Origin of the sequence: Cellulomonas wangsupingiae (assembly GCF_024508275.1) — a bacterium.
Taxonomy (GTDB): domain Bacteria; phylum Actinomycetota; class Actinomycetes; order Actinomycetales; family Cellulomonadaceae; genus Cellulomonas; species Cellulomonas wangsupingiae.
Genome location: NZ_CP101989.1, coordinates 197,583 through 220,598, shown reverse-complemented (window position 1 = coordinate 220,598; position 23,016 = coordinate 197,583). Strand labels below are relative to the sequence as shown.

Below are 23,016 nucleotides of genomic sequence, written 5' to 3'. Positions count from 1 at the left end.
GGTGGTCCTTCCGTGGCCTGGTCCTCGTGTGGGCCTGGTCCGACCGTAGCCCGGGACCTCCGCGCGTGCCGCGGACAGGCGTCCGACCACGGGAGGACGCCCCGACGGCGCGGTCGCGCCTACCGTCCGGGCGTGGCTGCTCGGACCGTGATCGCGCTGGCCGGCAGCGTGCTCGTCGCCGGCTACGCCGTCCTGCTCGGCGTCGACGCCCTGGTGCTCGACCCACGGGCCGCGGCCCCCTGGCTCACCCCCGCCGAGCTGGAGCACGCGCTGGCCGGGAGCGACTGGCGGTCCGCGCGGACGCTCGTGCTCGTCGCGGTGGCGCTCGGCGTCCTGCTGCCGGCCGTCGGCGTGGTGCTGGTCGCACGGCTGCGCCCGCCCGCCCGCGCGGTGGCTGCCGCCTACCTGGTCCTGCTCGCGCTCGGAGGGCCGGTCGGGTTCGTCGTGACGTTCTCGACGGGCATGACCGTGGCCGACGAGCTCGGGGTGTCCGGTGGCGTGCACTCGTCGACGGGTGTCGCGCTGCGCGTCGTCGCGGGCGTCGCGTCCTGCGCCGCCGTCGCCGCGGTGGTGCTGGCCGCACGCCGGCCCGCACCCGCCCGCGCAGCGCGGTAGCCGACCGCCGCCGGCTCGCCCGGGTCCGCTGACCCGGCCGCGGTGCGCACGCGGGACGACGACTCGTCATCCCGCGTTCGCGCGGCGTTGGTTTGATCTCTGTCAATATAGAGCCATGTCGAACCAAGCCGACGGGAGGCCGCGCCTCTCGATGCTCGACCGCTGGCTGCCGGCCTGGATCGGGACGGCCATGGTCGCCGGCCTGGTGCTGGGCAGGTTCGTCCCCGCTCTCGGTGACGGGCTCGCACGCCTCGAGGTCGGGGGCATCTCCCTGCCGATCGCGCTCGGGCTGCTCGTGATGATGTACCCGGTGCTCGCGAAGGTCCGCTACGACCGGGTCGCCGCGGTGACGGGTGACAGGCGCCTGCTGGTGAGCTCGCTCGCGCTGAACTGGGTCGTCGGGCCGGCGCTGATGTTCGCGCTCGCCTGGCTGCTGCTGCCCGACCTGCCCGAGTACCGCACCGGGCTGATCGTCGTGGGCCTCGCACGGTGCATCGCGATGGTCGTGATCTGGAACGACCTCGCCTGCGGCGACCGTGAGGCCGCCGCGGTGCTGGTCGCGGTCAACTCGGTGTTCCAGGTGGTGGCGTTCTCGCTGCTGGGCTGGTTCTACCTCACGGTGCTGCCGGGCTGGCTGGGTCTGGACTCCGCGGGCCTGGACGTCTCCGTCGGGCAGATCGCGGTCAACGTCGCCGTGTTCCTCGGCATCCCGCTGCTCGCCGGCTTCGCCTCCCGGTGGATCGGTGAGCGGGCGCGCGGGCGCGACTGGTACGAGGAGCGGTTCGTCCCGCGGGTGGGTCCGTGGGCGCTGTACGGGCTGCTGTTCACGATCGTGCTGCTGTTCGCCCTGCAGGGTGAGGCCGTCACGTCGCGACCGCTCGACGTCGCCCGGATCGCGCTGCCGCTGCTGGTCTACTTCGGGGTCATGTGGGCCGTGGGCCTGGCCGCCGGGCGTGGCCTCGGGCTGGGCTACGCGCGGTCGACGACGCTGGCGTTCACCGCCGCGGGCAACAACTTCGAGCTCGCGATCGCGGTGGCGATCGGGACGTTCGGCGCGACCTCGGGCCAGGCGCTGGCCGGTGTGGTCGGTCCGCTGATCGAGGTCCCGGTCCTGGTCGCGCTGGTCTACGTCAGCCTCTGGGCGCGGGACCGCTGGTTCCCGCCCTCCCCGACCTCCCCCTCCGCCGCCGAGCCGCAGGAGGCACGCTCATGACGACGACCGACGTCACCGCGGGCGGTGGCTGCACACCGCAGACCTCGCCCGCCGACCGCGCGATGGGAGCCGACGCCGCGGCCCACGTCGCCGCCACCCTCAAGGCGCTGGGTGACCCGCTGCGCCTGCGGATGCTGTCGCTCATCGCCGCCACGCCGACCGGTGAGGCGTGCGTGTGCGACCTGGCCACGGTCGCCGACGTCTCCCAGCCGACGGTGTCCCACCACCTCAGGCTGCTCAAGGACGTCGGCCTGCTGACGTCCGAGCGCCGCGGGACCTGGGTGTACTACCGCGTGCAGCCGGCGTTGCGCGGTGCGGTCACCACGCTGCTGGACTCCTTCGCCCCGGCCGCGGCGCAGGCCGCGACCGCGGTGCCGCTGGCCGGCCTCACCGACGCCGAGGACGCCCTGGTGCGGATCGCCGACCGGCTCGTCGCGACCTTCCCCGACCGCGACCCCGGGGCGGTGCTCAGCGTGGTCCGCGAGTCCTACACCGGTCTGGCCCGGTCCTCGGCGCTCCGCTCGCACCTGGTCGTCAACGCCGAGCGCTTCGCCCGCCAGCGGCTGACCGACACCGCCCGGTCGCTGGACGCCGCGGGCACCCGCCCGCAGGTGCTGTTCGTGTGCGTCGCCAACGCGGGCCGCTCCCAGCTCGCCGCCGCCCTGCTGCGCCACCACGCCGGCGACGCCGTCACCGTCCGCTCCGCCGGGTCGACGCCCGCCGCGGACGTGCACGCCGCGGTCCGCCCGCTGCTGGCCGAGCTCGGCGCGGACGACGACGCGTTCCCCAAGCCCTTGACCGACGACGCCGTCCGGGCGGCGGACGTCGTCATCACCATGGGCTGCGGCGACACCTGCCCGGTCCTGCCCGGCAAGCGGTACGAGGACTGGGTCGTCGGCGACCCGGCCCTCGCCTCCGAGGCCGGCGTCCGCGCGATCCGCGACGAGATCGACCGGCGCGTCCGCGCGCTGCTCACCGACCTGCTGCCCGACCTGACCCTGCCCAGCACGTGACCCCCGTGGAGACCCGATGAGCGACACCAAGCCGTCCGCCCTGTTCGTCTGCGTGCACAACGCCGGCCGCTCCCAGATGGCTGCGGGGTACCTGCGGCACCTGTCCGGCGGGGCCGTCGAGGTCCGCTCCGCCGGGTCCCTGCCCGCCGAGAAGATCAACCCGGTCGCCGTGGAGGCGATGCTCGAGGAGGGCATCGACATCCGGGCCGAGCGCCCCAAGGTCCTCACCGCCGACGCGGTCGAGGCGTCCGACGTCGTCGTCACCATGGGCTGCGGCGACGTCTGCCCGATCTTCCCCGGCACGCGGTACGAGGACTGGGCCCTGGCCGACCCGGCCGGCCAGGGCATCGAGGCGGTCCGCCCGATCCGCGACGAGATCCGCGGCCGCGTCCTGGCCCTGCTCGCCGAGCTCGGCGTGGAGCCCGTCACCGCCTGACGCGGACGCGGCGAAGGCCGCACCCCGGGTGGGTGCGGCCCTCGCGTCCGGTTCGCGCCGGGCAGCGGGACCGGCCACGCCCGGGGGCGGCTCGCGCTGGTGAACCGCCGTCGATCACGCGTCCTGGGGTGCGGGCTTGCGGGCGCGCACGATCGCGCCGTGCATGCCGTCGGCCACGGTGTGGGTGAACTCGACCTCGGCGTCGACGAACCCCGCCGCCGCCAGGCCCTCGAGGTACTCGGTGCGCGACAGCGCCCCGGCGATGCACCCGACGTAGGACCCGCGCTCGGCGCGCTGCTCGGGAGTGAGATGGTCCTCGGCGACGACGTCCGAGATCCCGAACCGGCCGCCGGGCACCAGCACCCGGAACGCCTCGGCCAGCACCGCCGGCTTGTCCGGGGACAGGTTCACCACGCAGTTGGAGATGACGACGTCGACCGTCGCGTCGTCCAGCGGGAGGTCCTCGATCGTGCCCTTGCGGAACTCCACGTTCGTCGCACCGGCCTTGGCCGCGTTGGCGCGGGCCAGGTCCAGCATCTCGTCGGTCATGTCGACGCCGTAGGCGAACCCGGTCGCTCCGACCCGCCGGGCGGACAGCAGCACGTCGATCCCGCCGCCCGAGCCCAGGTCGAGCACCCGCTCACCCTCGCGCAGCTCGGCGACCATCAGCGGGTTGCCGCAGCCCAGGGACGCCGCCAGCGCCTCGGCCGGCACCGCCGCCGCGTCCTGCGCCCCGTACAGCGCGGCGCCGAACCGCTCGTCGATCACCAGGTCCGTCGGCCCGTCCGTCGGCCCGCACCCCCCGACCGGGTCCCCGCCGCAGCAGCCCGCGTCCCCGCTGCCCTGCACGGCTGCCAGCGCGTAGCGCGCCCGGACCTGCTCCCGGATGTCCTGTGCCATCACTTCTCCTCATATTGATGCCCGTCGATACCCGAGAGTGGACCAGGCATCGACGGCTGTCAACATCGACAGGCGTCAATGCGTGGCGCATGATGCCTGCATGGCTCTCGACCTGCTCCCGGTGACCTCGACCGCGTCGACGGGCTGCTGCAGCCCCGCCACCGGCTCGACGATGAGCGCCGAGGACGCCGAGCGCACCGCCCGCACGCTCAAGGCCCTGGCCGACCCGGCGCGGCTGCGGCTGCTGTCGCTCATCGCCGCCCACGACGGCGGCGAGGCGTGCGTGTGCGACCTCACCGAGCCGGTCGGGCTGTCGCAGCCGACGGTGTCCCACCACCTCAAGGTGCTCACCGACGCCGGCTTCGTCACCCGGGAGAAGCGCGGGGTCTGGTCGTACTACACCCTCGTCCCCGACGCGGTCCGGGCGCTCACCGCCCACCTCGGTGCGCACCTGCTCGACGCGGTCGACGCATGACGACGCTGCACCGGTCCGCGCTCCCGACGTCACCGACGACGTAGCCCGCGACCCAGGAGGCCGGGCGCGACCCGAGGCGTGCACGGTGGCCGCACCCGCCGGGCGTGGCAGCGTGCCGGTGTGGGACACGCCCCGGTGGGACACACCGGGCGTTTGACGCTGGTCACCCGAACGGCTGAGGTGGGGCGTCACCCACCCCCTTGACCTGCACCGGAGGTCCGCGTGCTCGCCGCCACCGTCCCGCCCCGCCGCACGGACGCGACGGGACCGGCCGCACGATGATGGGGGCGCACCACGCCGCGTGCGGGGCGGCCGCGTGGGTCGCGGTCGCCTCCACCGCGCCGTACACCCTCGGGTGGTACCCGGTGTCGCCGCTGGGCGTCGTGGCCGGCGCGCTCGTGTGCGCGGGTGCCGCGCTCGCCCCGGACGCCGACCACCACGACGCGACGATCGCGAACTCGCTGCCGCCGGTCTCGCAGTGGGTGTGCGACGCCGTCGGCGCCGTCGCGGGCGGGCACCGCAACGGCACGCACTCGCTGCTGGGCGTCGCGGTGCTCACCGGTGTCGCGTGGGCGGCCGGGCACCTGACCGTCGACACCGAGGCGCTGGGCGAGCTCGCGCTCGGGGCCGGGGTGCTGTCGCTGCTGCTGGTGGCGTTCGCGGCGCAGGCGCTGCGGCTCGGGGGGAACCGACGCCTGCACGCGTGGGCGCTGGCCCTCGCCCTGGCCGGGTTCGTCACCGTCGCCGCGCCGACGGAGTGGACGTGGCTGCCGGTGGCCGTCGGGCTCGGGGCGAGCGTGCACGTCGTCGGGGACCTGCTCACCACGGGCGGGGTGCCGCTGCTGTGGCCGTGGGAGCCGCGCCCGCCGCGCTGGTGGCGACGCACCCCGGTGCTGCGCGACGTGTGGCGCTCGGGCGGCAACGTCGCACTGCCCGTGCTGGGGTCGGCCGGGTCGTGGCGCGAGTGGCTGATGGTCGTACCGGTCGGGCTGTACGCGACGTACGGGGTCACCACCGCGGTGGCCGCCGGCACCCTGACCTCGCTGGGCTACGACGCGGACGCGGTCCTCGGCCGTGTCGTCGAGCTCGCCGGTGCCGTGGTCGCGACGGCCGCGGTCATCGGCACGGCGCCGCTCCCGGGCTGACGGGCCTGCGGCCACCGGCGCCACCGTCGACAGTGGGCGCCCGTGACACCGCACCCGGGGGCCGACCCGCCGTCCCTGGCAGGTCGGCCCGCTCGCGCTACCCCGCCTCGACGGTGACCCGCAGCGGACGACCGAGGCCCACCGCCAGCCGGTCGACGCCGTCGTCGAGCGCGCGCCGGGCCGCCGGGCCCTCGTGCGCCCACCGCACGGTCAGGTCGCCGTCGCGCTCGGCCCACGTCCCGACGACCACGCCGCCGACGACCACCAGCGGCGTCCCGCGGGTCGCCGCGGTCCGCCACGCGGGAGGGACGACGTCGCGGTCCGCCGTGCCGGGGCCGAGCACCCACTGGTCGTACCCGGGCAGCAAACGCACCGCGTCGGTGGGCTCGGTGGCAAGGAGGTCGTCGACGTCCTCGCGCAGCACCAGCGCGTCGCGGCCGCCGACCTGCACGGTCGCGAGCCGGTCGGCCACGTCGGACGTCCACCCCGCCAGCCTGCGGCCCGCACTCAGCCCGCTGCCGAGCCAGTACTGCAGACCGTCAGGCGTCGTCGGGCCGTACGCCCGGACGTACGCCTCGACCGCGCGAGGCCCGGCGCCGTCGAGGTCCGGGACGCCCGGCCACCCGGGGACGTGCGCGAGCGTCTGCAGCGTCGTGCGACGGTCGCGGGTGGGTCCCAGGCAGAGGTCACCCTGCCAGGCGAGCGCCTTGAGCAGCGTCCACGCCCCGCCCTCGACCGCCGGCCCGAGGTGCCGGTACGCGGGCCGCGCGGTGAGCGCTGCGACCAGCTCGTCGTGCGTGAGCGGGCCGTCGTCCAGGACCTCGCGGACGGTCGCACGGAAGGCCGGCCAGTCCTGCGGCTCGAGGCCGTAGTGCTCGCGCCAGCTCCGCAGCTCCCACTGCCGCCCGGAGCCCCGGACCGCCAGGTGCACCGCGGCGTCGTCCGGCGTCATGACGTGCACGCTGCCGCGGAAGGTGAACGTCCGGATCAGCCGGCCGTCCGCGAGCGCCGCGGCGACCTCCCCTGCCGTGGGCGCCGCCTGCCGCGTCCGCACCGCGAGGTCGACGTCGGACTGCGCGGCGACCGCCACGAGGCCGCCCACGACGTCCTCGGCCGTGGTCGGCCCGGCCTCCAGGAGGCCGTGCCGTCGCAGCCGCCAGGCGAGCGCCTGCGGGACGGTCACGGCCGGGGCGGTCACCGCGTCCGCGCCCCGACGAGCGCGTCGAGCACGATCCGGGCAGCCTCGGCCAGCGGCGCGTCGGCTCTGTCGGCGTCCGGGTCCGGCCGGTCGGTGCAGATGGCGAGGACGACCGGCGTGCCGTCCGGTGTCCCGGGCGCGCCCGGCCAGACGACCGCGACGTCGTTGCGGGTGCCGTACGCGCCCGACCCCGTCTTGTCCCCGACCGTCCACCCGGGCCGTGCGGCGGCCCGCACGAGCGCGTCGCCCGTGGTGTTGCGGACGAGCCAGTCGGTGAGCACGTCGCGCTCGGGGGCCGCGAGCACGTCCCCGAGGACGAGTGCCCCGTACGTCCCAGCGAGCGCGCGGGGCGTGCTCGTGTCGCGCTCGTCGCCGGGGGTGTACCGGCTGAGGTCCGGCTCCCAGCGGTCGCTGCGCGTGACGTCGTCGCCGGCCCCCCGCAGCCAGGCCGTCAACCCTTGCGGCCCACCCGCGCCGCGCAGGAGGAGGTTGCCCGCGGCGTTGTCGCTGTACCGGACGGCGGCGTCGCCCAGCTCGCGCCACGTCATGCCGGCGCCGACCCGGGCCTCCGCGAGCGGCGAGTACCACACGAGGTCGTCCGCGGTGACGGGGACGACCTCCTCCAGCCCGCCGACGCCTCGCGTCGCGAGCACGGCGGCCGCGGCCAGCGGCTTGAAGGTCGAGCAGAACGCGAACCGCTCGTCCGGGCGGTGACTCACCGTGCCGCCCTGCGCGGTGTCGAGCGCGTGCAGACCGAGGCGCACGCCGTGGCGCGCCTCGACGTCCGCGAGCGCGGCGGTGAGGTCCAGCGGCGGCGGCGTGGGTGAGGGAGTCGGCGACGCGGTGGGCGCGCGGGTGGGCGACGGCGTCATGCCCGCGTCGGGGCCGGCCGGGGCGCACGCGGCCGCGAGGGCGACGAGGCCCAACCCGAGCACGGTGCGGCGCGTCGGCGGACGACTGGTCGAGTCGCTCACAGGAACAGGCAGAACGGGTGGCCGTCCGGGTCGAGCATGACCCGGACGTCGTCCTGCGGCTGGGGCGACGCCTCCCGGGCACCGCACTCCAGCGCCCACGCGACGGCCGCCGGCAGGTCGTCGACCTGGATGTCCAGGTGCTGGGTCGAGCGCTGCTCGCCGGGGCGCGCGGGCCACACCGGTGGGCTCCACTCACGCTCGTGCTCAAGGTTGATGGTCATGCCCACTTCCCCCGGCATGGGCTTGACCATCGCCCACATGATGCCGTGCGGTTCGTCCGGCGCCGCCTCGTCGAGCGCGGTGATCCGCCCTCCGAGCAGCCGCGCGTAGAACTGCGCGGCCTCGTGCGGACGCGGGGTGCCGATGGTGATCGACGTGGCGCGCAGGCGGGGCGCACCGCTGGAGACGTGCTCACCGGGCGGGATCGTGCCGAAGGTGTCGTCGCTCATGGCCCCCGATGGTGGCACCGGGGGCCGACACCTGCACGGAACCACCCCTCCCGGCGGGTTCGCCCGCCCGCCACCCCCCCGCCCAGCGCGGTGGTCGACCGCCGAGCGCGGTACTCGTTTCCCCCGCGCTCGGCGGCTGAGTACCGCGCTCGGCGGGTGGTGGGTGTTGAGCCTGTTGAGACAACACGGGGTTCGGTGAGCCCTCGGCGCAGGTCACGGCGTCTTCAACAGTTCGAATGCTGCGATCTACGACGTCGCGGTGCGGTACTTTGAACGTTCCCCTTGTGCGTGACGCGGACAGAGGGAAGAGTCTGATCTGCGAGGGTCCTGGTTCCATTCGATCCTTCCCCCCGGAGCCGAACCCTCGCTCTCAGGAAGTGATGCGGGTACCCAACCGGGGTGCCCTAAGTGACGGCGTGGTGCTGGAAGTCGAGTTTCGCGACGGTGCTGGTCGTCATTGGGTGCGACGTGCGAATGGCGACCTCCTGCGACGGAGGGATCTCGAGGCTCTCACCGTCGAGCAGCGGGAGATCGCCGTCTCGCTGAAGCCGAGCGCGATCCGTCTTTCGCGTCCTAGCGGCAGTACGAAAAACCGGGAATGTCTGGTGTGGACGGCTGCCTAAATGCTGAACGGGTGCTATCTGAGCAACCCCGCCCCGCGAGCGTGACCCGACCGTCACACTGTGCCCATGGGGTTCTGGAGCAAGCTGTTCGGGAAGACCGCCACGACCACGCCGCCCACCACCGGCCGAGCCCAGCAGGTGGTCGTTGTCGCATTCCGTGAGCTCACCGCACCGGACCCGCTGCGCCACTTCTCCCCCGAGAGTGGGTACGCGTACCTGTGGCCGTTTGCTCAGGAGCCGCAGGTCGGGCAGTGGGCGATCGCACCGGGGCTCGACGGGCCGGCGAGCGTCGTCGTCGGGGCGATCGGCCTTCCGGCCGGCGCGCGAGGGATGACGCTCAAGGCCCTGTCGGGGTTGATCCCACCCGCGCAGGTCCAGCGCGCCCGTGACGAGGCAGCCCAGGTGGCGCAACGCGCCCGTGATGAGGTCAACGCTGCCGCGCGCGTACCGGCGCGCGGGTGGAACGACGACCTGCGCGAGGTCGAGCGAGGCCAGTCGTGGGGGCCCATCGAGGTCGACGACGAGCACCTCCACCGTGCGCAGATCGCACGGATCTTCCACCACATCGGGTACCTCGAAGGTGGTGAGACGTTCCAGAAGGCGCGCCTGCTGCCCGAAGGACGGGGGCGGGTCCGGGTGGAAGTCTTCGGCGAACCGGTCGGGTACGTCGGAGCCGCGAACGCGTCGATGGTCTCCAACTCCGTGGCACGCATCGGTCGGGGCAACGTCGCGGTCATCGGCGCACGCATCTGGGCAACCGCCGAGGACGGCACCTGGCGTTCGCGTGTCACGCTCGAGCACGGTGCTTCCGGGCGTGAACGCGACAACCGTGCCGAGCGGATCGCAGCCGAGGCCGAACAGGCGGCCAAGGCCGAAGCGCGCCGGGCGCGAGAGCAGGAGAAGGCCGCGAAGCATCAGCTGGAAGCCACCGCGCGCGCCGCCGGGTCGTTCGACGGTGAGCACTGGACGATCCGCAAGCCGGTCGTGACCCAGCTCAAGAAGAACGGCAGCATCGCCGAGGCTGCTGCACTCCTCGAACGGTGCGTGACCGCTGCGGAAGCAGAAGCTCGCGTGAGGGGTGGGGCCCCGGAGCAGTGGCCCACTACGCAGCTCGGGATGATCCTGCGCGCGAACAAGGACACCGCTGCTGAACTCGCCCTGCTCGAGCAGTACGCCACCGCATGCGGGACTGCCCCGATCCCCGACCGGATCGCCGCGAACCTCGACCGGGCCCGAGCAACAGCGTGACTCAGTCGGGACTGCTGCACTTACGGGCCATACTGTGGCGCAGGCCTTGCTCACAGCATTAGGAGCACCTCCGCGGAGTCGCAGACCCGCCCCTCCTCGAACGTGAGTTTCTGAACCTCATCCGCAGGAATGGTCGGCGTCGCGATCCTTCGCAGATGGCGAGGCTGCGTAAGGGACCCGCCAGCGTCGTTCCCCCCTGGCCATTGTTGCTTCCGGGCGGCTACTTTCAAGGTCATGATGCAGCAGGTCAGCGCTGTGGCGGATCCCATGACGGAGGTCTTCCACGGTGACCAACGCCCTGTGCCGCACCTGGTCCACTACGTCGGACGTCAGCGCGGCGACGACACAACCCTCGTATCCGGAGTGTCGCCACCCCGGGGCTCGGGTCACTGCGTCCGGCGCGACCGATCCGGCCGTCCCACCCGCCGGTCGATCCCTCTCTCGCCTCGGCGGGCGGCAGCACCATGACGCGCAGCAACCCGGCGGATAGTTTGACCAACCGAGAGCCCCGGGACGGCTGGCTGGTCAAGGAACGACGCTCGGAGCTGGTCAACTGCCGTACATCTCGACACCTGAACCGACCGGCCTGCCCCGCCTCCGAAGGGACAGCCAGATGACTCGCGAGCTCGTGGACCGCACCGGCACCCCCGTGACGATCGCGCTCGAACGCGCCGAGCCGGTGAGCGCCTACACCGTGAGCGTGGCCGGCGAACGCGTCGGCAGGGCCGACTTCCTGGAAGGGCCGGAGTCCCACGAGCGGGTCTTCTTCCACACCGAGGTCGATCCGCGCTTCGGGGGCCGCGGTCTCGCCGGTCTGCTGCTGCGCGAGGCACTGGCGGACAGCGCGCGGGAGGGCCTGACGGTCGTGCCGGTCTGCCCGCTCTTCGCACGCCACCTCGCGACGCACGGCGACGACTACCTCGCCGAGGGCGGATCGTTCCGCCGGCCTGCCCGCGCCGACATGACCCTCGTCAGGCGTGCCGTGCAGGGCAGTGAGTGAGCGGAGCCCTGAGTGAGCCGATGAGTCCGGCCGGAGTCCAGCCGGGCGGGCGGTCCGGGCGCTACTCGCCGCCGCTGAAGAACCCGCCGTCGAGGAACCGGCTGTAGCGCAGCCGCAGCGCGCGCTCCGTGCTCGCGGCGATCGTCGCGACCACGAGCGCGATGTTCGCCGTCTCCGACAGGCGGAACGGGCCGGTCCACGGGCCGATGACCTGCGCCACGGGCGGGATCGCGGTGAGCTGCTCGACGATCTGTGGGGCGCCGAGCACGAGCGCGACGAGCAGCACGCTCACCGACGCGAGCGCCAGCGCGCGGCTCACCGCCGGGTGGTTCCGGTCCAGGCGGGCACGCCACCCCTCGGCCGTGGCCGGGTCGGGCACGAGCTGGCGCACCGACCCGTCGTGCCGCACGTGGTGGATGCGTCGCAGCCCGTACCCGCTGGCCGCGACCTCGATGGTGCCGTCCGGCACTCCGAACGCCGCGGGGAGCTTCGCGGTGGCGTGGTGCAGACCGTCGACGTAGAGCTCGGCCCGCGCCTCGCCGTCGTCGTCACCGCCGTGCCGGACGTCGACGGACCAGGTGCGCGGCGCGCCGGCCGGGTCCGTCAGGTGCAGGTGGAACAGGGAGCGGGTGAGCAGGTGCCAGGGGCGGTAGGGCGTCAGCGCGTGCCCGTCGCCGGGCTGCACCGTCGCGGTCCTGCGTGTCATGGGTCCTCCTCGTTGTCCTCCGGTTCGGGTGTGCGGGTGCCGCCGCGGCCACAGGGGCCGCGACGGCGACATCGCTGCGAGGTCTCGATCCGGGGTCTCATGCCGTCAGACCCCCACGACGTGGGTGAGCGCGAGCCAGAGCCCCACCGTGGTCAGGGTCGTCCACAGCACGATGGCCACGGCCTGCCAGAGCAGGACCCAACGGCGAGGGCTCCCGCCGGCGACGAGGATCGCCGCGGTGAACTGCGTCGGGATCGCGAACGGACCGAGGATGCTCGCCCCGGGGACGCCGAAGCGGTTGAGCCACGTGAGGACGCGCTGGCGCCCCTTCGACAGCGGCTGGGCGGGCTCCGGTTCGGCGAACCCGTCGACCGCGTGGACGTCCGGGGTGGCCGGGCCGCCGACGGTCGCCTTCACGCGCGTCCGGTGGACGACGGCCGTGCGGGCCCGTCCGGTGAGCGCCACCACGAGCGCCACGGACAGGAAGTTGCCGGTGGCGGCGGCGACGCCCGCGACGGCCGGGTTCAGCCCGCCGACGAGCCCGACCATCGCGCCGAGCTCCCCTTCGACGAACGGGACGGCGGCGGCGAGCATGATGATGAAGGGCTGGAAGAACTCGGGCACCTGGGCCACGAGCTCCTGGAACCTGACGATGAGCTCCTGCAACGGGGTCATGATGTCGTCTCCTTGCGAGTCGTGGATCGAGCGGTTCTCGATCACGACCCGAGGAGACACCGTGTTCTCGGAACAGGGTCAAGGGGTGGGTGGGCGGGCACGGTCGAAGCTCGCGGACGCGCACTTCACCGGGGTGTGGCGACAGGCCCGCATGACCCCGGCCTGGCCTGTCACTCCAGGGCGGTACCCGAGTCCCTGGGCTCGGTCAGCTACAGGTCCAGCACGGAGCCGGCATCGCTCGGCGCACCCAGAGCGTGGAGAGCTTCGTAGAGCGCGTCGTCAGGACTCCCTCCGAAGCGCGACAGTGCGTAGGCGTTGACCGCTCGCGCCCTGCGGAAGGCGGTCTCGTAGGCGCCCGCGGGCGCCGTGTCATCGTCCTGGACCTGCCAGGCGATGACGTCGAGCTGCTGAAGCTGGGCGGTGACCGCCTGCTCGTCACCCTCAGGCGTGCCGAGGTCCACGACCTCGAGCGCGTGAGCCGCCGCCCGCGCTGCGACGCGACGGCGCTCGACCGCATCGAGCGACGCAAGTACTGCCGCCACGTCGGGCCACTGCCCGTGAAGACGATCCACCTCCCGAACAGTAGGAGGTTCAGCCGTCGGCGTCGCCGCGCGCCGCCAGGACCTCCTGCGCGATCTGGTACCCGAGGAGGGCGGCTCGCGTCAGGACGTCACGCTGTGCCGGGTTGTACAGCGCCGTCACGGCCTCGACGAACGTCTCCTGCACCACGGGCCCGCTCTTCGCCTGGTGCGCCGCAGGGTCGGTGAGCCACGGGTAGTCGACGAGGTTGCGCGCGATGCCCTGCGCGAGCTGCTCGGCGGCGCGCTGGCGCGTCGGCTCGTCCGCGTCGGGCGGCAGCGCCTCGAACTCCTTGTCGTTGTCGCCGAGCTCGGCGTCCTCCTGGACCATGTCCCGCAGGTCGGCCAGCGCGCGCTCGTCGTAGAGCTTGGAGTAGATGTGGATCACCGACCTGTCGACCTCGGAGAGGTGCTCCGCCACCGACGCGAACCCCGCGGGTACGTCGGGCGGTGCGTTGTTGCTCAGGATCGCGGCGATCTCGCCCCGCGCCTGCTGCAGCTGCTCGATCTTCGCGGCGAGGTCGGCGTCCACCTCGCGCAGCCGATCCGCCGTGCCCGCGCTGTCGGCCACGCGGTCGACCTCTGAGAGCGGCACGCCCAGCTCGGCGAGGCGCCGGATCCGCAGCAGGCGCACCAGGTGCGGCACGCCGTACTTCTTGTACCCGTTGTACCGGCGGTCGGGCTCGGCGAGCAGCCCGAGCCGGTGGTAGTGCCGGATGGTGTTGACGGTCGTCCCCGCCAGGTCGGCGAGCTCGCTGGTGCTCCAGGCCATGGTGCGCTCCTCGTCCGCCGGCGGTGCCGAAGTCTGTCAGTCGCGGGCTACCCGCCGCAGCAGGTCCAGCAGCGTGCGCTGCTCGTCGTCGTCGAGCACCTCGAGCCGCGCGCGGGCGCCCTCGTGGCGGCGTGCGGACATGCGGTCGAGCAGGTCGTGGCCGGCGTCGGTGAGCTCGACGAGCGTCGCGCGGCGGTCGTCGGGGTCGGGGACGCGCCGGACCCAGCCGTCCTGCTCGGCCTGGTCGACCTTCGACGTCACGGAGCGGGGCGCGACGTCGAGGGCGACGGCCAGCTCCCCGAGGCGGCGCGGCCGGTCGCACCGGTCGAGGGTGCGCAGCAGGCGGAGCTGACCGGGGGTGATGTCGTCGCCGAGGCGCTCGGCGGCGTCCCGGCGGACGGTGCGCAGCACGTCGTGCAGGAGCTCGAGCAGCTCCTCGGACGGCTCGGAGGGACGGTTCCGGTCGGGTCGGGGCCGTCCCGCGGTGCCCCCGGGGGGCGCGCAGTCACCCGGGCGCGGCTGGTCGCCGTCCGGTTCCTGCGCGTCGTCCGTCACGGCCCCGACGTTACCGGGGAACACCCGAGAGGTGACCATCACTCATGGTGAGGCACGCTCAGCTGTCCTTCGGCGGGGCGACCATCTGGACGACCGGAGCCCTCCGGGGCCCCCGGGTCCTGCGGCGCTGCCTCCCGGTACGTCCGCGAGATCGTCCGGTACGCCCGTGAGCGGAGCCCGAGCGCGGCGACGAGCGCCATCGTCAGGCCGCCGACGAGGAACACGAGCCCGATGCCGCGGGCCTCGCCCTCGCCGAGCAGCGGGCGCAGCGCCTCCCGGCCCGCGTCCGAGCGTGCGTACGGCAGGATCCACAGCTCGGCAAGGGGTGCCACGAGGAACGCCGCCACCGGCGCGGCAGCGCTCTCCAGCGCCATCGCCAGGCCGAACACCCGGCCCTGCCGCTCGAACGGCACGACCCGTTGCAGCACCGTCTGCTCGGTGGCCTCGACGACGGGGATGAGGCACATGTAGAGGAAGAGCCCGGCGACGTAGAGCACCGCCGACTCCCGGACGGTGAACGTCGCCCCGAGCACCCCCATGACGACGACGACGAGCAGCATCGTCCGCATCGGGTTGCGCCCCAGGCCCCGGGCCGCCACCACCGCGCCACCGACGAGGAAGCCGGTCGAGCCGAGCGCGAGCATCAGCCCCCACATCTCGACGGAGAACAGCTCCAGCCCGTAGGGGTCCATGAGCGCCATGTAGATGCCGCCGATGAGGTTGTTGAACGTCGCGAACACGATGAGCGCGAACAGGCCCTGCGCGGCCCGCACGACGGCGATCGACCCGCGCAGGTCGATCGCCGCGCGACCCGTCCCCTCCGCCGCGGCGGCGACCCGGTCACCGGGGAAGCGCACGACCATCAGGTGCGCGATCGTCAGCACGAGGAGCCCGAGGACGACGACGACCGTGCCGCCCATGCCCAGGAACGCGATCGACAGACCGCTGACGACGCTCGTCGCGATGAACGAGACCCCTTGCACGGTGCCGACCAGGCCGTTCGCCCGCGCGCGGTCCTCGTCCGGGACGAGGATCGTCACGCTCGTCGACAGCGCGAGGTTGCGCATGTGCTCGACGACCGCACCGACGAGGACGATGCCCGCGAACACCCAGAACCACGGCGCGCCGAGGTCGAGAAGCGCACGTTCCGGCACGAGCAGGAACACCCCGCCGGCGAGCGAGAACGCGAGCAACGAGAACACCGTCGAGGCCCGCATGACGGCGAGCTTGCGGTGGTGGTCGACGAAGCTGCCGAAGAAGACGGCGCTGAACGAGACGGCGAGCATGTACGCCCCGCCGATGAGGCCGGTGGCCAGCACGGAGCGGGTCTCGAGGTACGCCCAGAACGTGAGGGCCCACCACAGGTAGTTCGTCGTGACGTTGGCCACCGCGGTGTTGGCGAGCAGGTGGCCGAAGGTGCGCATCGCGGTCGGCGGGGAGCTGCCGTCGTCGGGCACGGGAGACCTCCTGGGCGGGTGACGTCTGCCGGGGTCGACCGTCGCCGGCCGCAGAAGTCGTCGGGGTACCGCCGCTTCGGCGGTGCCGATCTGCTACACCCTCAGGATGGGACCAGCCGGACGGCGACGGAATACCTGAGAGGTGACTATTGCTCATGGTGAGGTAACCTCAGCATGTTGCGCGGATCGACCCGCGCCCTCCGACCCCTGGAGGTCCTCTTGACCCACCCCGGACCCGTCCCCGGCGGCCGCGGGATGCGCGCCTTCGGCCAGGACCGCGAGATCGCGCGCCAGCGCCTCGCCCCCGGCACCCTGCGCCGCATCCTCACCTTCGCCCGCCCCTACCGCGCCCAGCTCGCGGTCTTCCTCGTCCTCATCGCGCTCGGCGCCGCCGCCGGCGCCGCCACCCCCTGGCTGTTCCAGCGGCTCATCGACGACGGCATCGCCGCCGGTGACACCCGCCTCGTCGTCGGCATCGCCGCCGTCGTCGCCGCCCTCGCCGTCGTGTCCGCCGCGCTCGGCGTCGGCGAGCGCTGGGTGTCCGCCCGCATCGGCGAGGGCCTCATCCACGACCTGCGCACGGCGGTGTTCGACCACGTGCAGCGCATGCCGCTCGCGTTCTTCAGCCGCGCCAAGACCGGCGCACTCGTCCAGCGCCTCAACGGCGACGTGCTGGGCGCGCAGCAGGCCTTCACCGCGACGCTGTCCAACGTCGTCAGCAACTCCCTGACCATCGTCTTCGTGCTCGCCGCGATGCTGTCGATGTCGTGGCAGCTCACGCTGCTCTCGCTCGTCCTGGTGCCGGTGTTCGTGCTGCCCGCGCGGTGGTTCGGCCGCAGGATCGCCGGGATCACGCGCGAGTCCTACGAGCTCAACGCCGACGCGTCCCAGACCATGACCGAGCGGTTCAACGTCGCCGGCGCGCACCTCGTCAAGGTCTTCGGCGACCCCGCCAGGGAGTCCGCCGCCTACGCCGAGCAGACCGCCCGCGTGCGGGACATCGGCGTCAAGCGTGCCCTGTACTCGACGTGGTTCCGCATCGGCCTGACCACGGTCGCGGCCATCGCCACCGCCGTCGTCTACGGGGTCGGCGGCCTGCTCGCGATCCGGGGCGAGCTCACCGTCGGTGTCGTCGTCGCGCTCGCCGCGTACCTCGGCCGGCTGTACGGCCCGCTGACGGCCATGTCGAACGTGCAGGTCGACGTCATGACGGCCCTCGTGTCGTTCGAGCGCGTCCTGGAGGTGCTCGACCTCGAGCCCACCGTCAGCGAGAAGCCCGACGCCACCGACCTGCGCGCCGCGGTGGCCCGCAACGGCGCGACCCTCGAGCTCGACCACGTCGGCTTCCGCTACCCGTCCGCCGACGAGGTCTCGCTGGCCTCCCTGGAGTCCGTGGCGACGCTGAGCCGCGACCCGGTGGCCGACACCCTGCGCGACATCACGTTCCAGGTGCCCGCCGGGGCGATGGTCGCGCTCGTCGGGCCGTCCGGTGCCGGCAAGACGACCATCTCGCAGCTCGTCACGCGCATGTACGACCCGACGCGCGGCGCCGTCCGCATCGCCGGGCAGGACCTCCGCGACGTCACCGCCGCGTCCCTGCGCGACACCGTCGGCGTCGTCAGCCAGGAGGCGCACCTCTTCCACGACACGATCGCGGGCAACCTGCGCTTCGCGCGTCCCGACGCGACCGACGACGACATCGAGCGGGCCCTGCGCGGCGCGCACGTGTGGAACCTCGTCGCGTCCCTGCCGGAGGGCATCGAGACCGTGGTCGGCGACCGCGGCTACCGCCTCTCCGGCGGCGAGCGGCAGCGCCTCGCGATCGCACGGCTGCTGCTCAAGGCCCCCGACGTCGTCGTGCTCGACGAGGCCACCGCGCACCTGGACTCCGAGTCCGAGGCCGCCGTCCAGGCCGCCCTCGACGAGGCGCTGGTCGGGCGGACGTCCCTGGTCATCGCGCACCGGCTGTCCACCGTGCGGCAGGCGGACCTCATCGTCGTCGTCGACGCCGGGCAGGTCGTCGAGACCGGCACGCACGCCGAGCTGCTGGCACGCGGCGGGCTCTATGCGGACCTGTACCGGACGCAGTTCGCGCCGGCCCCCGCGACCGCCTGACCCCCCACCCCTCCCCGCGAGAGACCAATCCAGTCACGCCCCCAGGGGCGCGAGAGAGCAATCCAGCCACGGACCGCTCCAGAGCGGTGAGCTGGATTGCTCTCTCACCACCACCTGGGGGGACCGGACCGCTCTCTCACCATCACCTGGGGGGACTCGATTGCTCTCTCACGGGTGGGGGGGTGGGGTCAGTGGACGAGCTTCAGCCCGACCACGCAGCCGACGATCCCGAGGATGAGCAGGATCTTCACCAGGCTCGCCGGCTCGGCGCCCGTCGCCATCGCCCACGCGACGGTGATCGACGCCCCGATGCCCACCCACACCGCGTACGACGTCCCGGTGGGCAGCTCGCGCATCGCGTAGGCGAGCCCGCCCATCGAGCCGAGCACCGCGACGCCGAAGACGACGGTGGGCACGAGGCGGCTGAAGCCCTCGGACCGGCCGAGCGCTGTGGCCCAGACGGCCTCCAGCACCCCCGACACGACGAGGACGAGCCAGGCGAGGGACGTGGCGGACATGGGTGACCTCCGTCGGCCGCCGTCTTGTCGCTCTCCGGGTACGGCGCCGCTCGTCCGGGGGCCCGCGCTGAGACCGGACCCGTCGACCATGGTCGCACGCGGCCGCCCCGCTCCTCCTCCGTGAGAGAGCGATCCAGTCACCGCCCAGCAGACCGACCCCGTCGTGGCCGTCATCGAGGGTGGGTTCACGGACCCGTTCGAGCGCGGCAGACGAACGCCGAGCGCCGTACCAACGGGTACCGCGCTCGGCGACTGTCTACCGCGCTCGGCGGAGGGGGTGCGGTCGGTCAGCAGGCGCCGGACTCGTAGTCGCGGATCGTGTCGACCTTGGCGGCCGAGGCCGACGTCGTGTCGAACTCGTGGTCCAGCCACTCGCGGACCAGCACCTTCGCGAGCTCCAGCCCGATGACGCGCTGCCCCAGGCAGAGCACCTGCGCGTCGTTGGACAGCACGGAGCGCTGCACCGAGAAGGTGTCGTGCGCCGTCACCGCGCGGACGCCGGGCACCTTGTTGGCGGCGATCGCCATGCCCAGGCCCGTGCCGCAGACCAGCAGCGCGCGGTCGGCCGTGCCGTCGGCGACCTTGCGGGCCGCCGCCACCGCCACGTGCGGGTACGCGGTGTCGTCGTCGGCGTGCACGCCGACGTCCTCGACGACCTCGACGCGCGGGTCGGCGCGCAGCAGGTCGGCGAGCGCGTCCTTGTACGTCAGGCCGGCCTCGTCCGCACCGACCACGATCCTCGCGACGCTCACGGCGTCTCCTCTCCCTCGGGTACGACGGTCGACCGGACGGCCGCCACGATCGCGGCGAACGACACGGCTCCGGGGTCGGGCGTGCCCACGCTGCGCTCGGCGAGCGGACGTGCGCGGCCGAGGCGCGGACGCAGGTCCGCGGTGGCCTGCGCCGCGGTGCGTGCGGCCTCGAGCGCCGCGTCCCACGCCGCTGCGGGCGCCTGGCCCGCGCCCGCGGCCTGCTCGAGCGCGGCGGCGAACGGCTCGGCGGCGTCGACCATGGTCTTGTCGCCCTGCTTGGCGCCACCCAGCGTGACGACGGCGGCGACGCCGGCGCGCGCGGCGGCGGCCGCCCGCGCGGCCGGGTCCGCGACCGGTCGGGCGGCGAGCGCGTGCGCGACGGCACCGATGCCTGCGCCCCACAGGACGCCGGACGTGCCACCGGCGCGGTCGGCCCAGGCGCGGCCCGCGTCCCGCAGGCACGCGACCGCTCCGTGGCCCGCGTCGGCGGCGGCCGCGGCAGCGTCCGCCGCGGCGCCCGCACCGCGGAGCATGCCGCGGCCGTGGTCACCGTCGCCGGCGACGGCGTCCAGCCGGCCCAGCTCGGGCTCGAGCTCCGTCAGGAGCTCCCGGACGCGCGCCAGAGTCGCGACGACGACCTGCGCCTCGGCCGCGTCCGTGGGGTCGACGACCCGGGCCGCGTCCTGCGACGGCGTGGCCGTGGCCGCGACCGTCCGCTCCGCAGCCGGCGCCGCGGGGACCGACGGCGTGGCGGTGACCCCGACCTGACCCCGCCGGTAGGCCGGCGTGTGCGCGGGCGCGCACCACCAGCGCTCGAGGTCGTCGTCGAGCCACACGAGCGTCAGCGAGCAGCCCGACATGTCGAGGCTCGTGACGAGCTCGCCGACGTCCGGCTGCACGGCCTGCAGCCCCGCGGCGTCGAGCAGCGGGCGCACGGCGCGCCAGAGGACGAACAGCTCCTCGTACTTGGTGCGGCCGAGCCCGTTGAGCACGACGCCCACGCGCGGACCCGCGTCGGCGGGCCTCTCGCCCAGGAGCCGCTCGACCAGGAGGGCGGCGAGCTCGCTCGCGGTGCACGCGGGCATCTCGCCGATCCCGGGCTCGCCGTGGATGCCGACGCCCAGCCCGACCGTGCCCTCCGGCACGGTGAACAGCGGCTGGTCGGCACCGGGGAGCGTGCAGCCGTCGAACGCGACGCCCAGCGTGCGGGTGCGGTCGTTGGCGTGACGGGCCGCGGCGACGACCTCGTCGAACGACAGGCCCTCCGCGGCGGCCGCACCGGCGACCTTGAACACGACGTGGTCGCCCGCGATGCCGCGGCGCCGGGTCACGTCGTCGGCCGGTGCGGACGCGACGTCGTCGGTCACGACGAGGAACTCCGCGGGGATGCCGCGCGAGCGCAGCTCGTCGCGTGCGAGCGTGAAGTTCATGACGTCGCCGGCGTAGTTGCCGGTGAGCAGGAGCACGCCCGCGTCCCCGGCCGCCGCCGCGCCGACCGACACCGCGTCGGCCGTCGAGGGCGACGTGAACACGTTGCCGACGACCGCGCCGTGCGCGTAGCCGGGGCCGACCAGGCCGCAGAAGGCCGGGTAGTGCCCCGACCCGCCACCGACGACGACCGCGACCTGCGACCGCGGCGCGGGCACGGCCCGCACGACACCGCCGGGCACGCGACGCACCTGGTCGGCGTACAGGTCGACGAACCCGTCCAGCGCGTCGTCGACGAACCGCGCCGGGTCGTCGGCCAGGGGCCTCACCACGTCTGCTCCTTGGCCAGCATCGTCGCGACGACCGAGTCGTCGGACGCGTCGTGCCCGGCGGCGGACACCGTGCGGTACAGCTGCTCGGCGGCCGCGGCGACGGGCGTCGCGACCTTGAGCTGCCGCGTGAGGTCCCCGACGATCCCCATGTCCTTGCCGATGACGTCGAGCCGTGAGCGCAGCGGCGGGGTCTCGCCGCGCAGCTGGGCGGCGATGCGCGGGCCGCGGTCGGCGAGCATGAACGACGCCGCCGCCCCCTGGCCGAGCACCTCGATGCACGCGTCGAGGTCGAGCCCCATGCGGTGCGCCAGCGCGAGCGCCTCGGACGCCGCGGCGGTGTGGATGCCGCACAGCAGCTGGTTGACGGTCTTGAGCTGCTGACCTGCACCGATGCCGCCCACGACGGTGAGCGACGACGACATCGCGTCGAGCACGGGCTGCGCGGCGACGAGCGCCGCGTCGTCCGCTCCGACCATGATGAGCAGGTCGCCGTTCCCGGCGCGCACGGGCCCGCCGGACACGGGCGCGTCGACGCAGAGGATCCCCCGCGCGGCGAGCGCGCCGGCGACCGACACGACCGCGGCCTCGCCCACCGTGGAGGTCACGACGACGACGGCGCCGGCGGGCAGCGAGTCCGCGACCCCGCCCTCGCCGAGCACGAGCGCGTCGAGCTGGGCGCCGTCCCGCACCCCCACGACGACGACGTCGGTCCCGGCGCACGCCTCCGCGACCGTCGCCGCGCCGACGGCCCCGGCCTGGACCGCGAGCGCGACGCGCTCCGCGGCGATGTCGTACGCGACGACGTCGAACGTCCGCGCGAGCGCGGTCGCCATGGGCAGGCCCATGGCCCCGAGCCCGAGGACCGCGACGCGGGCGCTCATCGCGCACCCGCCGCGGCACGCAGGACGGACTCGCGGGCCTCACCCGTGGCGACGGCGAGCATGCGGCGGATGTACCGCGCGTTGCGCGCGGACACCGACAGCCCGTCACCGCCGTAGTGCTCGACGCAGAACGGCCCGGTGAACCCGGCGTCGACGGCGGTGCGGATGGCCTTGCGGTAGCTGACCGAGCCCATCTCCATCGGCGCCGGCATGGCCGTGTACGTCCCGGCGGTGCGGTCCTCGTCGCGGAAGTAGCTCTTGACGTGCCAGTAGTTCGACACGGGCAGGCACGCCTCGACGGCGGCCTGGAAGTCCTCGATCGGCCGGTGCAGACGCACCAGGTTGCCCAGGTCGGGGTTGAGGCCGACGTTGTCGTCGCCGATGTCGTGGACCAGGCGGACGGACGACGCGGCGGTGCCCAGCAGCGTGTCCTCGTACATCTCGAGCGACAGCTGGACGCCCACCTCGGCGCCGTGGCGCCCCAGCTCGCGCAGCCGCGAGACCGCGAGCGCCCACGTGTCGGCGTCGGTCGCGTCGACCGGCCCCTCCTCGGTCCAGAACCAGAACGCCTCACGCTGCGCGGGCAGCAACGGCCGGTGCAGCCCGACGCTGACGATCTTCGTGCCGAGCGCGGCGGCCGCGTCGATCGTGCGGTGCGAGTAGGCGAGGTTCTCGTCGCCGGACACGGGGTCGATGACCGAGCGGCGGATCGCGGACAGCGCGACCGGGTCGAGCCCGACCGTCGCCAGCGCCTCCCGCAGCTCCTCGATCCGCGCGGGCGACAGGTCGCCCGCCTGGATCCAGGAGTCGGTGAGGTCGACCTCGGTGAACCCCTCGTAGGCGACCTCGGCGAGGTGGTCGACCCAGGTGTCGGCCGGGGCGTCCTGCGAGGCGGGGAACGGGAGCATCGCCGCGGCGATGGGCCACTGGTCGCTGGTGGGGCGGGTGACGGTCATGC

General features: G+C 74.0%; 24 protein-coding genes and 1 riboswitch. Of the genes, 9 read left to right on the top strand and 15 right to left on the bottom strand.

Going from position 1 to position 23,016, the window contains the following annotated elements; translation table 11 throughout:
- Window positions 1-132: 132 nt before the first annotated feature.
- From NP075_RS00990 to NP075_RS00975, 4 genes are all read left to right on the top strand, one after another.
- Window positions 133-615, top strand: coding sequence for a hypothetical protein (locus NP075_RS00990; protein ID WP_207340223.1), 483 nt, complete (start codon window positions 133-135; stop codon window positions 613-615).
- 115 nt (window positions 616-730) lie between these two features.
- Window positions 731-1,828 (top strand): ACR3 family arsenite efflux transporter, encoded by a 1,098-nt coding sequence (arsB, locus tag NP075_RS00985; protein WP_207340222.1) that lies wholly within the window; start codon window positions 731-733, stop codon window positions 1,826-1,828.
- Window positions 1,825-2,841 (top strand): metalloregulator ArsR/SmtB family transcription factor, encoded by a 1,017-nt coding sequence (locus NP075_RS00980; RefSeq protein ID WP_207340221.1) that lies wholly within the window; start codon window positions 1,825-1,827, stop codon window positions 2,839-2,841. The genes arsB and NP075_RS00980 overlap by 4 nt, the downstream gene beginning before the upstream one ends.
- Window positions 2,842-2,857: 16 nt before the next feature.
- Window positions 2,858-3,277, top strand: a complete 420-nt coding sequence (locus tag NP075_RS00975) for an arsenate reductase ArsC (RefSeq protein ID WP_207340220.1) — start codon at window positions 2,858-2,860, stop codon at window positions 3,275-3,277.
- Between the two features lie 114 nt (window positions 3,278-3,391).
- On the opposite strand, the gene arsM is transcribed toward NP075_RS00975, so the two are convergent.
- Window positions 3,392-4,177, bottom strand: coding sequence for an arsenite methyltransferase (gene arsM, locus NP075_RS00970; RefSeq protein WP_207340219.1), 786 nt, complete (start codon window positions 4,175-4,177; stop codon window positions 3,392-3,394).
- 100 nt (window positions 4,178-4,277) lie between these two features.
- Between arsM and NP075_RS00965 the strand changes: the two genes are divergently transcribed.
- Both NP075_RS00965 and NP075_RS00960 read left to right on the top strand, forming a co-directional pair.
- Window positions 4,278-4,652, top strand: a complete 375-nt coding sequence (locus NP075_RS00965) for an ArsR/SmtB family transcription factor (RefSeq protein ID WP_207340218.1) — start codon at window positions 4,278-4,280, stop codon at window positions 4,650-4,652.
- Between the two features lie 278 nt (window positions 4,653-4,930).
- Window positions 4,931-5,797, top strand: coding sequence for a metal-dependent hydrolase (locus NP075_RS00960; RefSeq protein ID WP_207340217.1), 867 nt, complete (start codon window positions 4,931-4,933; stop codon window positions 5,795-5,797).
- 97 nt (window positions 5,798-5,894) lie between these two features.
- Here NP075_RS00960 and NP075_RS00955 read toward each other — a convergent pair whose 3' ends face one another.
- The 3 genes from NP075_RS00955 to NP075_RS00945 are packed head-to-tail and all read right to left on the bottom strand — an operon-like array spanning window position 5,895 to window position 8,418.
- Window positions 5,895-6,980 carry a DNA glycosylase AlkZ-like family protein gene (locus tag NP075_RS00955; protein ID WP_227563842.1) on the bottom strand — a complete coding sequence of 362 codons (1,086 nt, stop codon included), beginning with the start codon at window positions 6,978-6,980 and terminating at the stop codon, window positions 5,895-5,897.
- 11 nt (window positions 6,981-6,991) lie between these two features.
- Complete coding sequence (gene bla / locus NP075_RS00950) at window positions 6,992-7,969, bottom strand: class A beta-lactamase (RefSeq protein ID WP_227563841.1); 978 nt, start codon at window positions 7,967-7,969, stop codon at window positions 6,992-6,994.
- On the bottom strand, window positions 7,966-8,418 hold the full coding sequence (locus NP075_RS00945; protein ID WP_227563840.1) for a VOC family protein: 453 nt from the start codon (window positions 8,416-8,418) through the stop codon (window positions 7,966-7,968). Before NP075_RS00945 ends, bla begins: the two co-directional genes overlap by 4 nt.
- A gap of 689 nt (window positions 8,419-9,107) precedes the next feature.
- Here NP075_RS00945 and NP075_RS00940 point away from each other — a divergent pair.
- Complete coding sequence (locus tag NP075_RS00940) at window positions 9,108-10,289, top strand: hypothetical protein (RefSeq protein WP_227563839.1); 1,182 nt, start codon at window positions 9,108-9,110, stop codon at window positions 10,287-10,289.
- 613 nt (window positions 10,290-10,902) lie between these two features.
- The gene (locus NP075_RS00935; RefSeq protein ID WP_227563838.1) at window positions 10,903-11,289 is read left to right on the top strand and encodes a GNAT family N-acetyltransferase; all 387 of its coding nucleotides are present in this window, start codon (window positions 10,903-10,905) and stop codon (window positions 11,287-11,289) included.
- Between the two features lie 61 nt (window positions 11,290-11,350).
- Here NP075_RS00935 and NP075_RS00930 read toward each other — a convergent pair whose 3' ends face one another.
- From NP075_RS00930 to NP075_RS00905, 6 genes are all read right to left on the bottom strand, one after another.
- A complete protein-coding gene (locus NP075_RS00930) occupies window positions 11,351-11,995 on the bottom strand; it encodes a hypothetical protein (protein WP_227563837.1) in 645 nt (214 codons plus the stop codon).
- A gap of 105 nt (window positions 11,996-12,100) precedes the next feature.
- On the bottom strand, window positions 12,101-12,670 hold the full coding sequence (locus NP075_RS00925; protein WP_227563836.1) for a small multidrug efflux protein: 570 nt from the start codon (window positions 12,668-12,670) through the stop codon (window positions 12,101-12,103).
- Between the two features lie 209 nt (window positions 12,671-12,879).
- Entirely contained in the window at window positions 12,880-13,242 is a 363-nt protein-coding gene (locus NP075_RS00920) for a hypothetical protein (RefSeq protein ID WP_227563835.1), read from the bottom strand.
- A 19-nt stretch (window positions 13,243-13,261) separates the two neighbouring features.
- Complete coding sequence (locus tag NP075_RS00915) at window positions 13,262-14,020, bottom strand: MerR family transcriptional regulator (protein ID WP_227563834.1); 759 nt, start codon at window positions 14,018-14,020, stop codon at window positions 13,262-13,264.
- 36 nt (window positions 14,021-14,056) lie between these two features.
- Window positions 14,057-14,575 (bottom strand): MarR family winged helix-turn-helix transcriptional regulator, encoded by a 519-nt coding sequence (locus NP075_RS00910; protein ID WP_227563833.1) that lies wholly within the window; start codon window positions 14,573-14,575, stop codon window positions 14,057-14,059.
- A gap of 38 nt (window positions 14,576-14,613) precedes the next feature.
- The gene (locus tag NP075_RS00905) at window positions 14,614-16,032 is read right to left on the bottom strand and encodes an MFS transporter (RefSeq protein ID WP_372456694.1); all 1,419 of its coding nucleotides are present in this window, start codon (window positions 16,030-16,032) and stop codon (window positions 14,614-14,616) included.
- A gap of 255 nt (window positions 16,033-16,287) precedes the next feature.
- On the opposite strand from NP075_RS00905, the gene NP075_RS00900 reads away from it, so the two are divergent.
- Complete coding sequence (locus NP075_RS00900; protein WP_227563858.1) at window positions 16,288-18,147, top strand: ABC transporter ATP-binding protein; 1,860 nt, start codon at window positions 16,288-16,290, stop codon at window positions 18,145-18,147.
- 188 nt (window positions 18,148-18,335) lie between these two features.
- On the opposite strand, the gene NP075_RS00895 is transcribed toward NP075_RS00900, so the two are convergent.
- The 5 genes from NP075_RS00895 to NP075_RS00875 all read right to left on the bottom strand — a co-directional run bounded on the left by NP075_RS00895 (window position 18,336) and on the right by NP075_RS00875 (window position 23,014).
- Window positions 18,336-18,665 (bottom strand): DMT family transporter, encoded by a 330-nt coding sequence (locus NP075_RS00895; protein ID WP_227563832.1) that lies wholly within the window; start codon window positions 18,663-18,665, stop codon window positions 18,336-18,338.
- 12 nt (window positions 18,666-18,677) lie between these two features.
- A riboswitch (guanidine-III (ykkC-III) riboswitch) is annotated at window positions 18,678-18,749 on the bottom strand.
- A 203-nt stretch (window positions 18,750-18,952) separates the two neighbouring features.
- Window positions 18,953-19,417, bottom strand: coding sequence for a ribose-5-phosphate isomerase (locus tag NP075_RS00890; protein WP_227563831.1), 465 nt, complete (start codon window positions 19,415-19,417; stop codon window positions 18,953-18,955).
- The gene (locus NP075_RS00885; RefSeq protein ID WP_308054135.1) at window positions 19,414-21,177 is read right to left on the bottom strand and encodes a dihydroxyacetone kinase family protein; all 1,764 of its coding nucleotides are present in this window, start codon (window positions 21,175-21,177) and stop codon (window positions 19,414-19,416) included. The genes NP075_RS00890 and NP075_RS00885 overlap by 4 nt, the downstream gene beginning before the upstream one ends.
- Window positions 21,171-22,058: an NAD(P)-dependent oxidoreductase gene (locus tag NP075_RS00880; protein ID WP_227563830.1), complete on the bottom strand. Its 888-nt coding sequence runs from the start codon at window positions 22,056-22,058 to the stop codon at window positions 21,171-21,173. The genes NP075_RS00885 and NP075_RS00880 overlap by 7 nt, the downstream gene beginning before the upstream one ends.
- Complete coding sequence (locus NP075_RS00875) at window positions 22,055-23,014, bottom strand: sugar phosphate isomerase/epimerase family protein (RefSeq protein ID WP_227563829.1); 960 nt, start codon at window positions 23,012-23,014, stop codon at window positions 22,055-22,057. The genes NP075_RS00880 and NP075_RS00875 overlap by 4 nt, the downstream gene beginning before the upstream one ends.
- Window positions 23,015-23,016: the final 2 nt, after the last annotated feature.

Bases quoted from the DNA above. Each gene is read 5' to 3' on its own strand.
- arsB (WP_207340222.1), top strand. From the start codon at position 731: ATGTCGAACCAAGCCGACGGGAGGCCGCGCCTCTCGATGCTCGACCGC.
- NP075_RS00980 (WP_207340221.1), top strand. From the start codon at position 1,825: ATGACGACGACCGACGTCACCGCGGGCGGTGGCTGCACACCGCAGACC.
- NP075_RS00975 (WP_207340220.1), top strand. From the start codon at position 2,858: ATGAGCGACACCAAGCCGTCCGCCCTGTTCGTCTGCGTGCACAACGCC.
- arsM (WP_207340219.1), bottom strand. From the start codon at position 4,177: ATGGCACAGGACATCCGGGAGCAGGTCCGGGCGCGCTACGCGCTGGCA.
- NP075_RS00965 (WP_207340218.1), top strand. From the start codon at position 4,278: ATGGCTCTCGACCTGCTCCCGGTGACCTCGACCGCGTCGACGGGCTGC.
- NP075_RS00960 (WP_207340217.1), top strand. From the start codon at position 4,931: ATGATGGGGGCGCACCACGCCGCGTGCGGGGCGGCCGCGTGGGTCGCG.
- NP075_RS00945 (WP_227563840.1), bottom strand. From the start codon at position 8,418: ATGAGCGACGACACCTTCGGCACGATCCCGCCCGGTGAGCACGTCTCC.
- NP075_RS00940 (WP_227563839.1), top strand. From the start codon at position 9,108: ATGGGGTTCTGGAGCAAGCTGTTCGGGAAGACCGCCACGACCACGCCG.
- NP075_RS00935 (WP_227563838.1), top strand. From the start codon at position 10,903: ATGACTCGCGAGCTCGTGGACCGCACCGGCACCCCCGTGACGATCGCG.
- NP075_RS00930 (WP_227563837.1), bottom strand. From the start codon at position 11,995: ATGACACGCAGGACCGCGACGGTGCAGCCCGGCGACGGGCACGCGCTG.
- NP075_RS00925 (WP_227563836.1), bottom strand. From the start codon at position 12,670: ATGACCCCGTTGCAGGAGCTCATCGTCAGGTTCCAGGAGCTCGTGGCC.
- NP075_RS00915 (WP_227563834.1), bottom strand. From the start codon at position 14,020: ATGGCCTGGAGCACCAGCGAGCTCGCCGACCTGGCGGGGACGACCGTC.
- NP075_RS00900 (WP_227563858.1), top strand. From the start codon at position 16,288: ATGCGCGCCTTCGGCCAGGACCGCGAGATCGCGCGCCAGCGCCTCGCC.
- NP075_RS00895 (WP_227563832.1), bottom strand. From the start codon at position 18,665: ATGTCCGCCACGTCCCTCGCCTGGCTCGTCCTCGTCGTGTCGGGGGTG.
- NP075_RS00880 (WP_227563830.1), bottom strand. From the start codon at position 22,058: ATGAGCGCCCGCGTCGCGGTCCTCGGGCTCGGGGCCATGGGCCTGCCC.
- NP075_RS00875 (WP_227563829.1), bottom strand. From the start codon at position 23,014: ATGACCGTCACCCGCCCCACCAGCGACCAGTGGCCCATCGCCGCGGCG.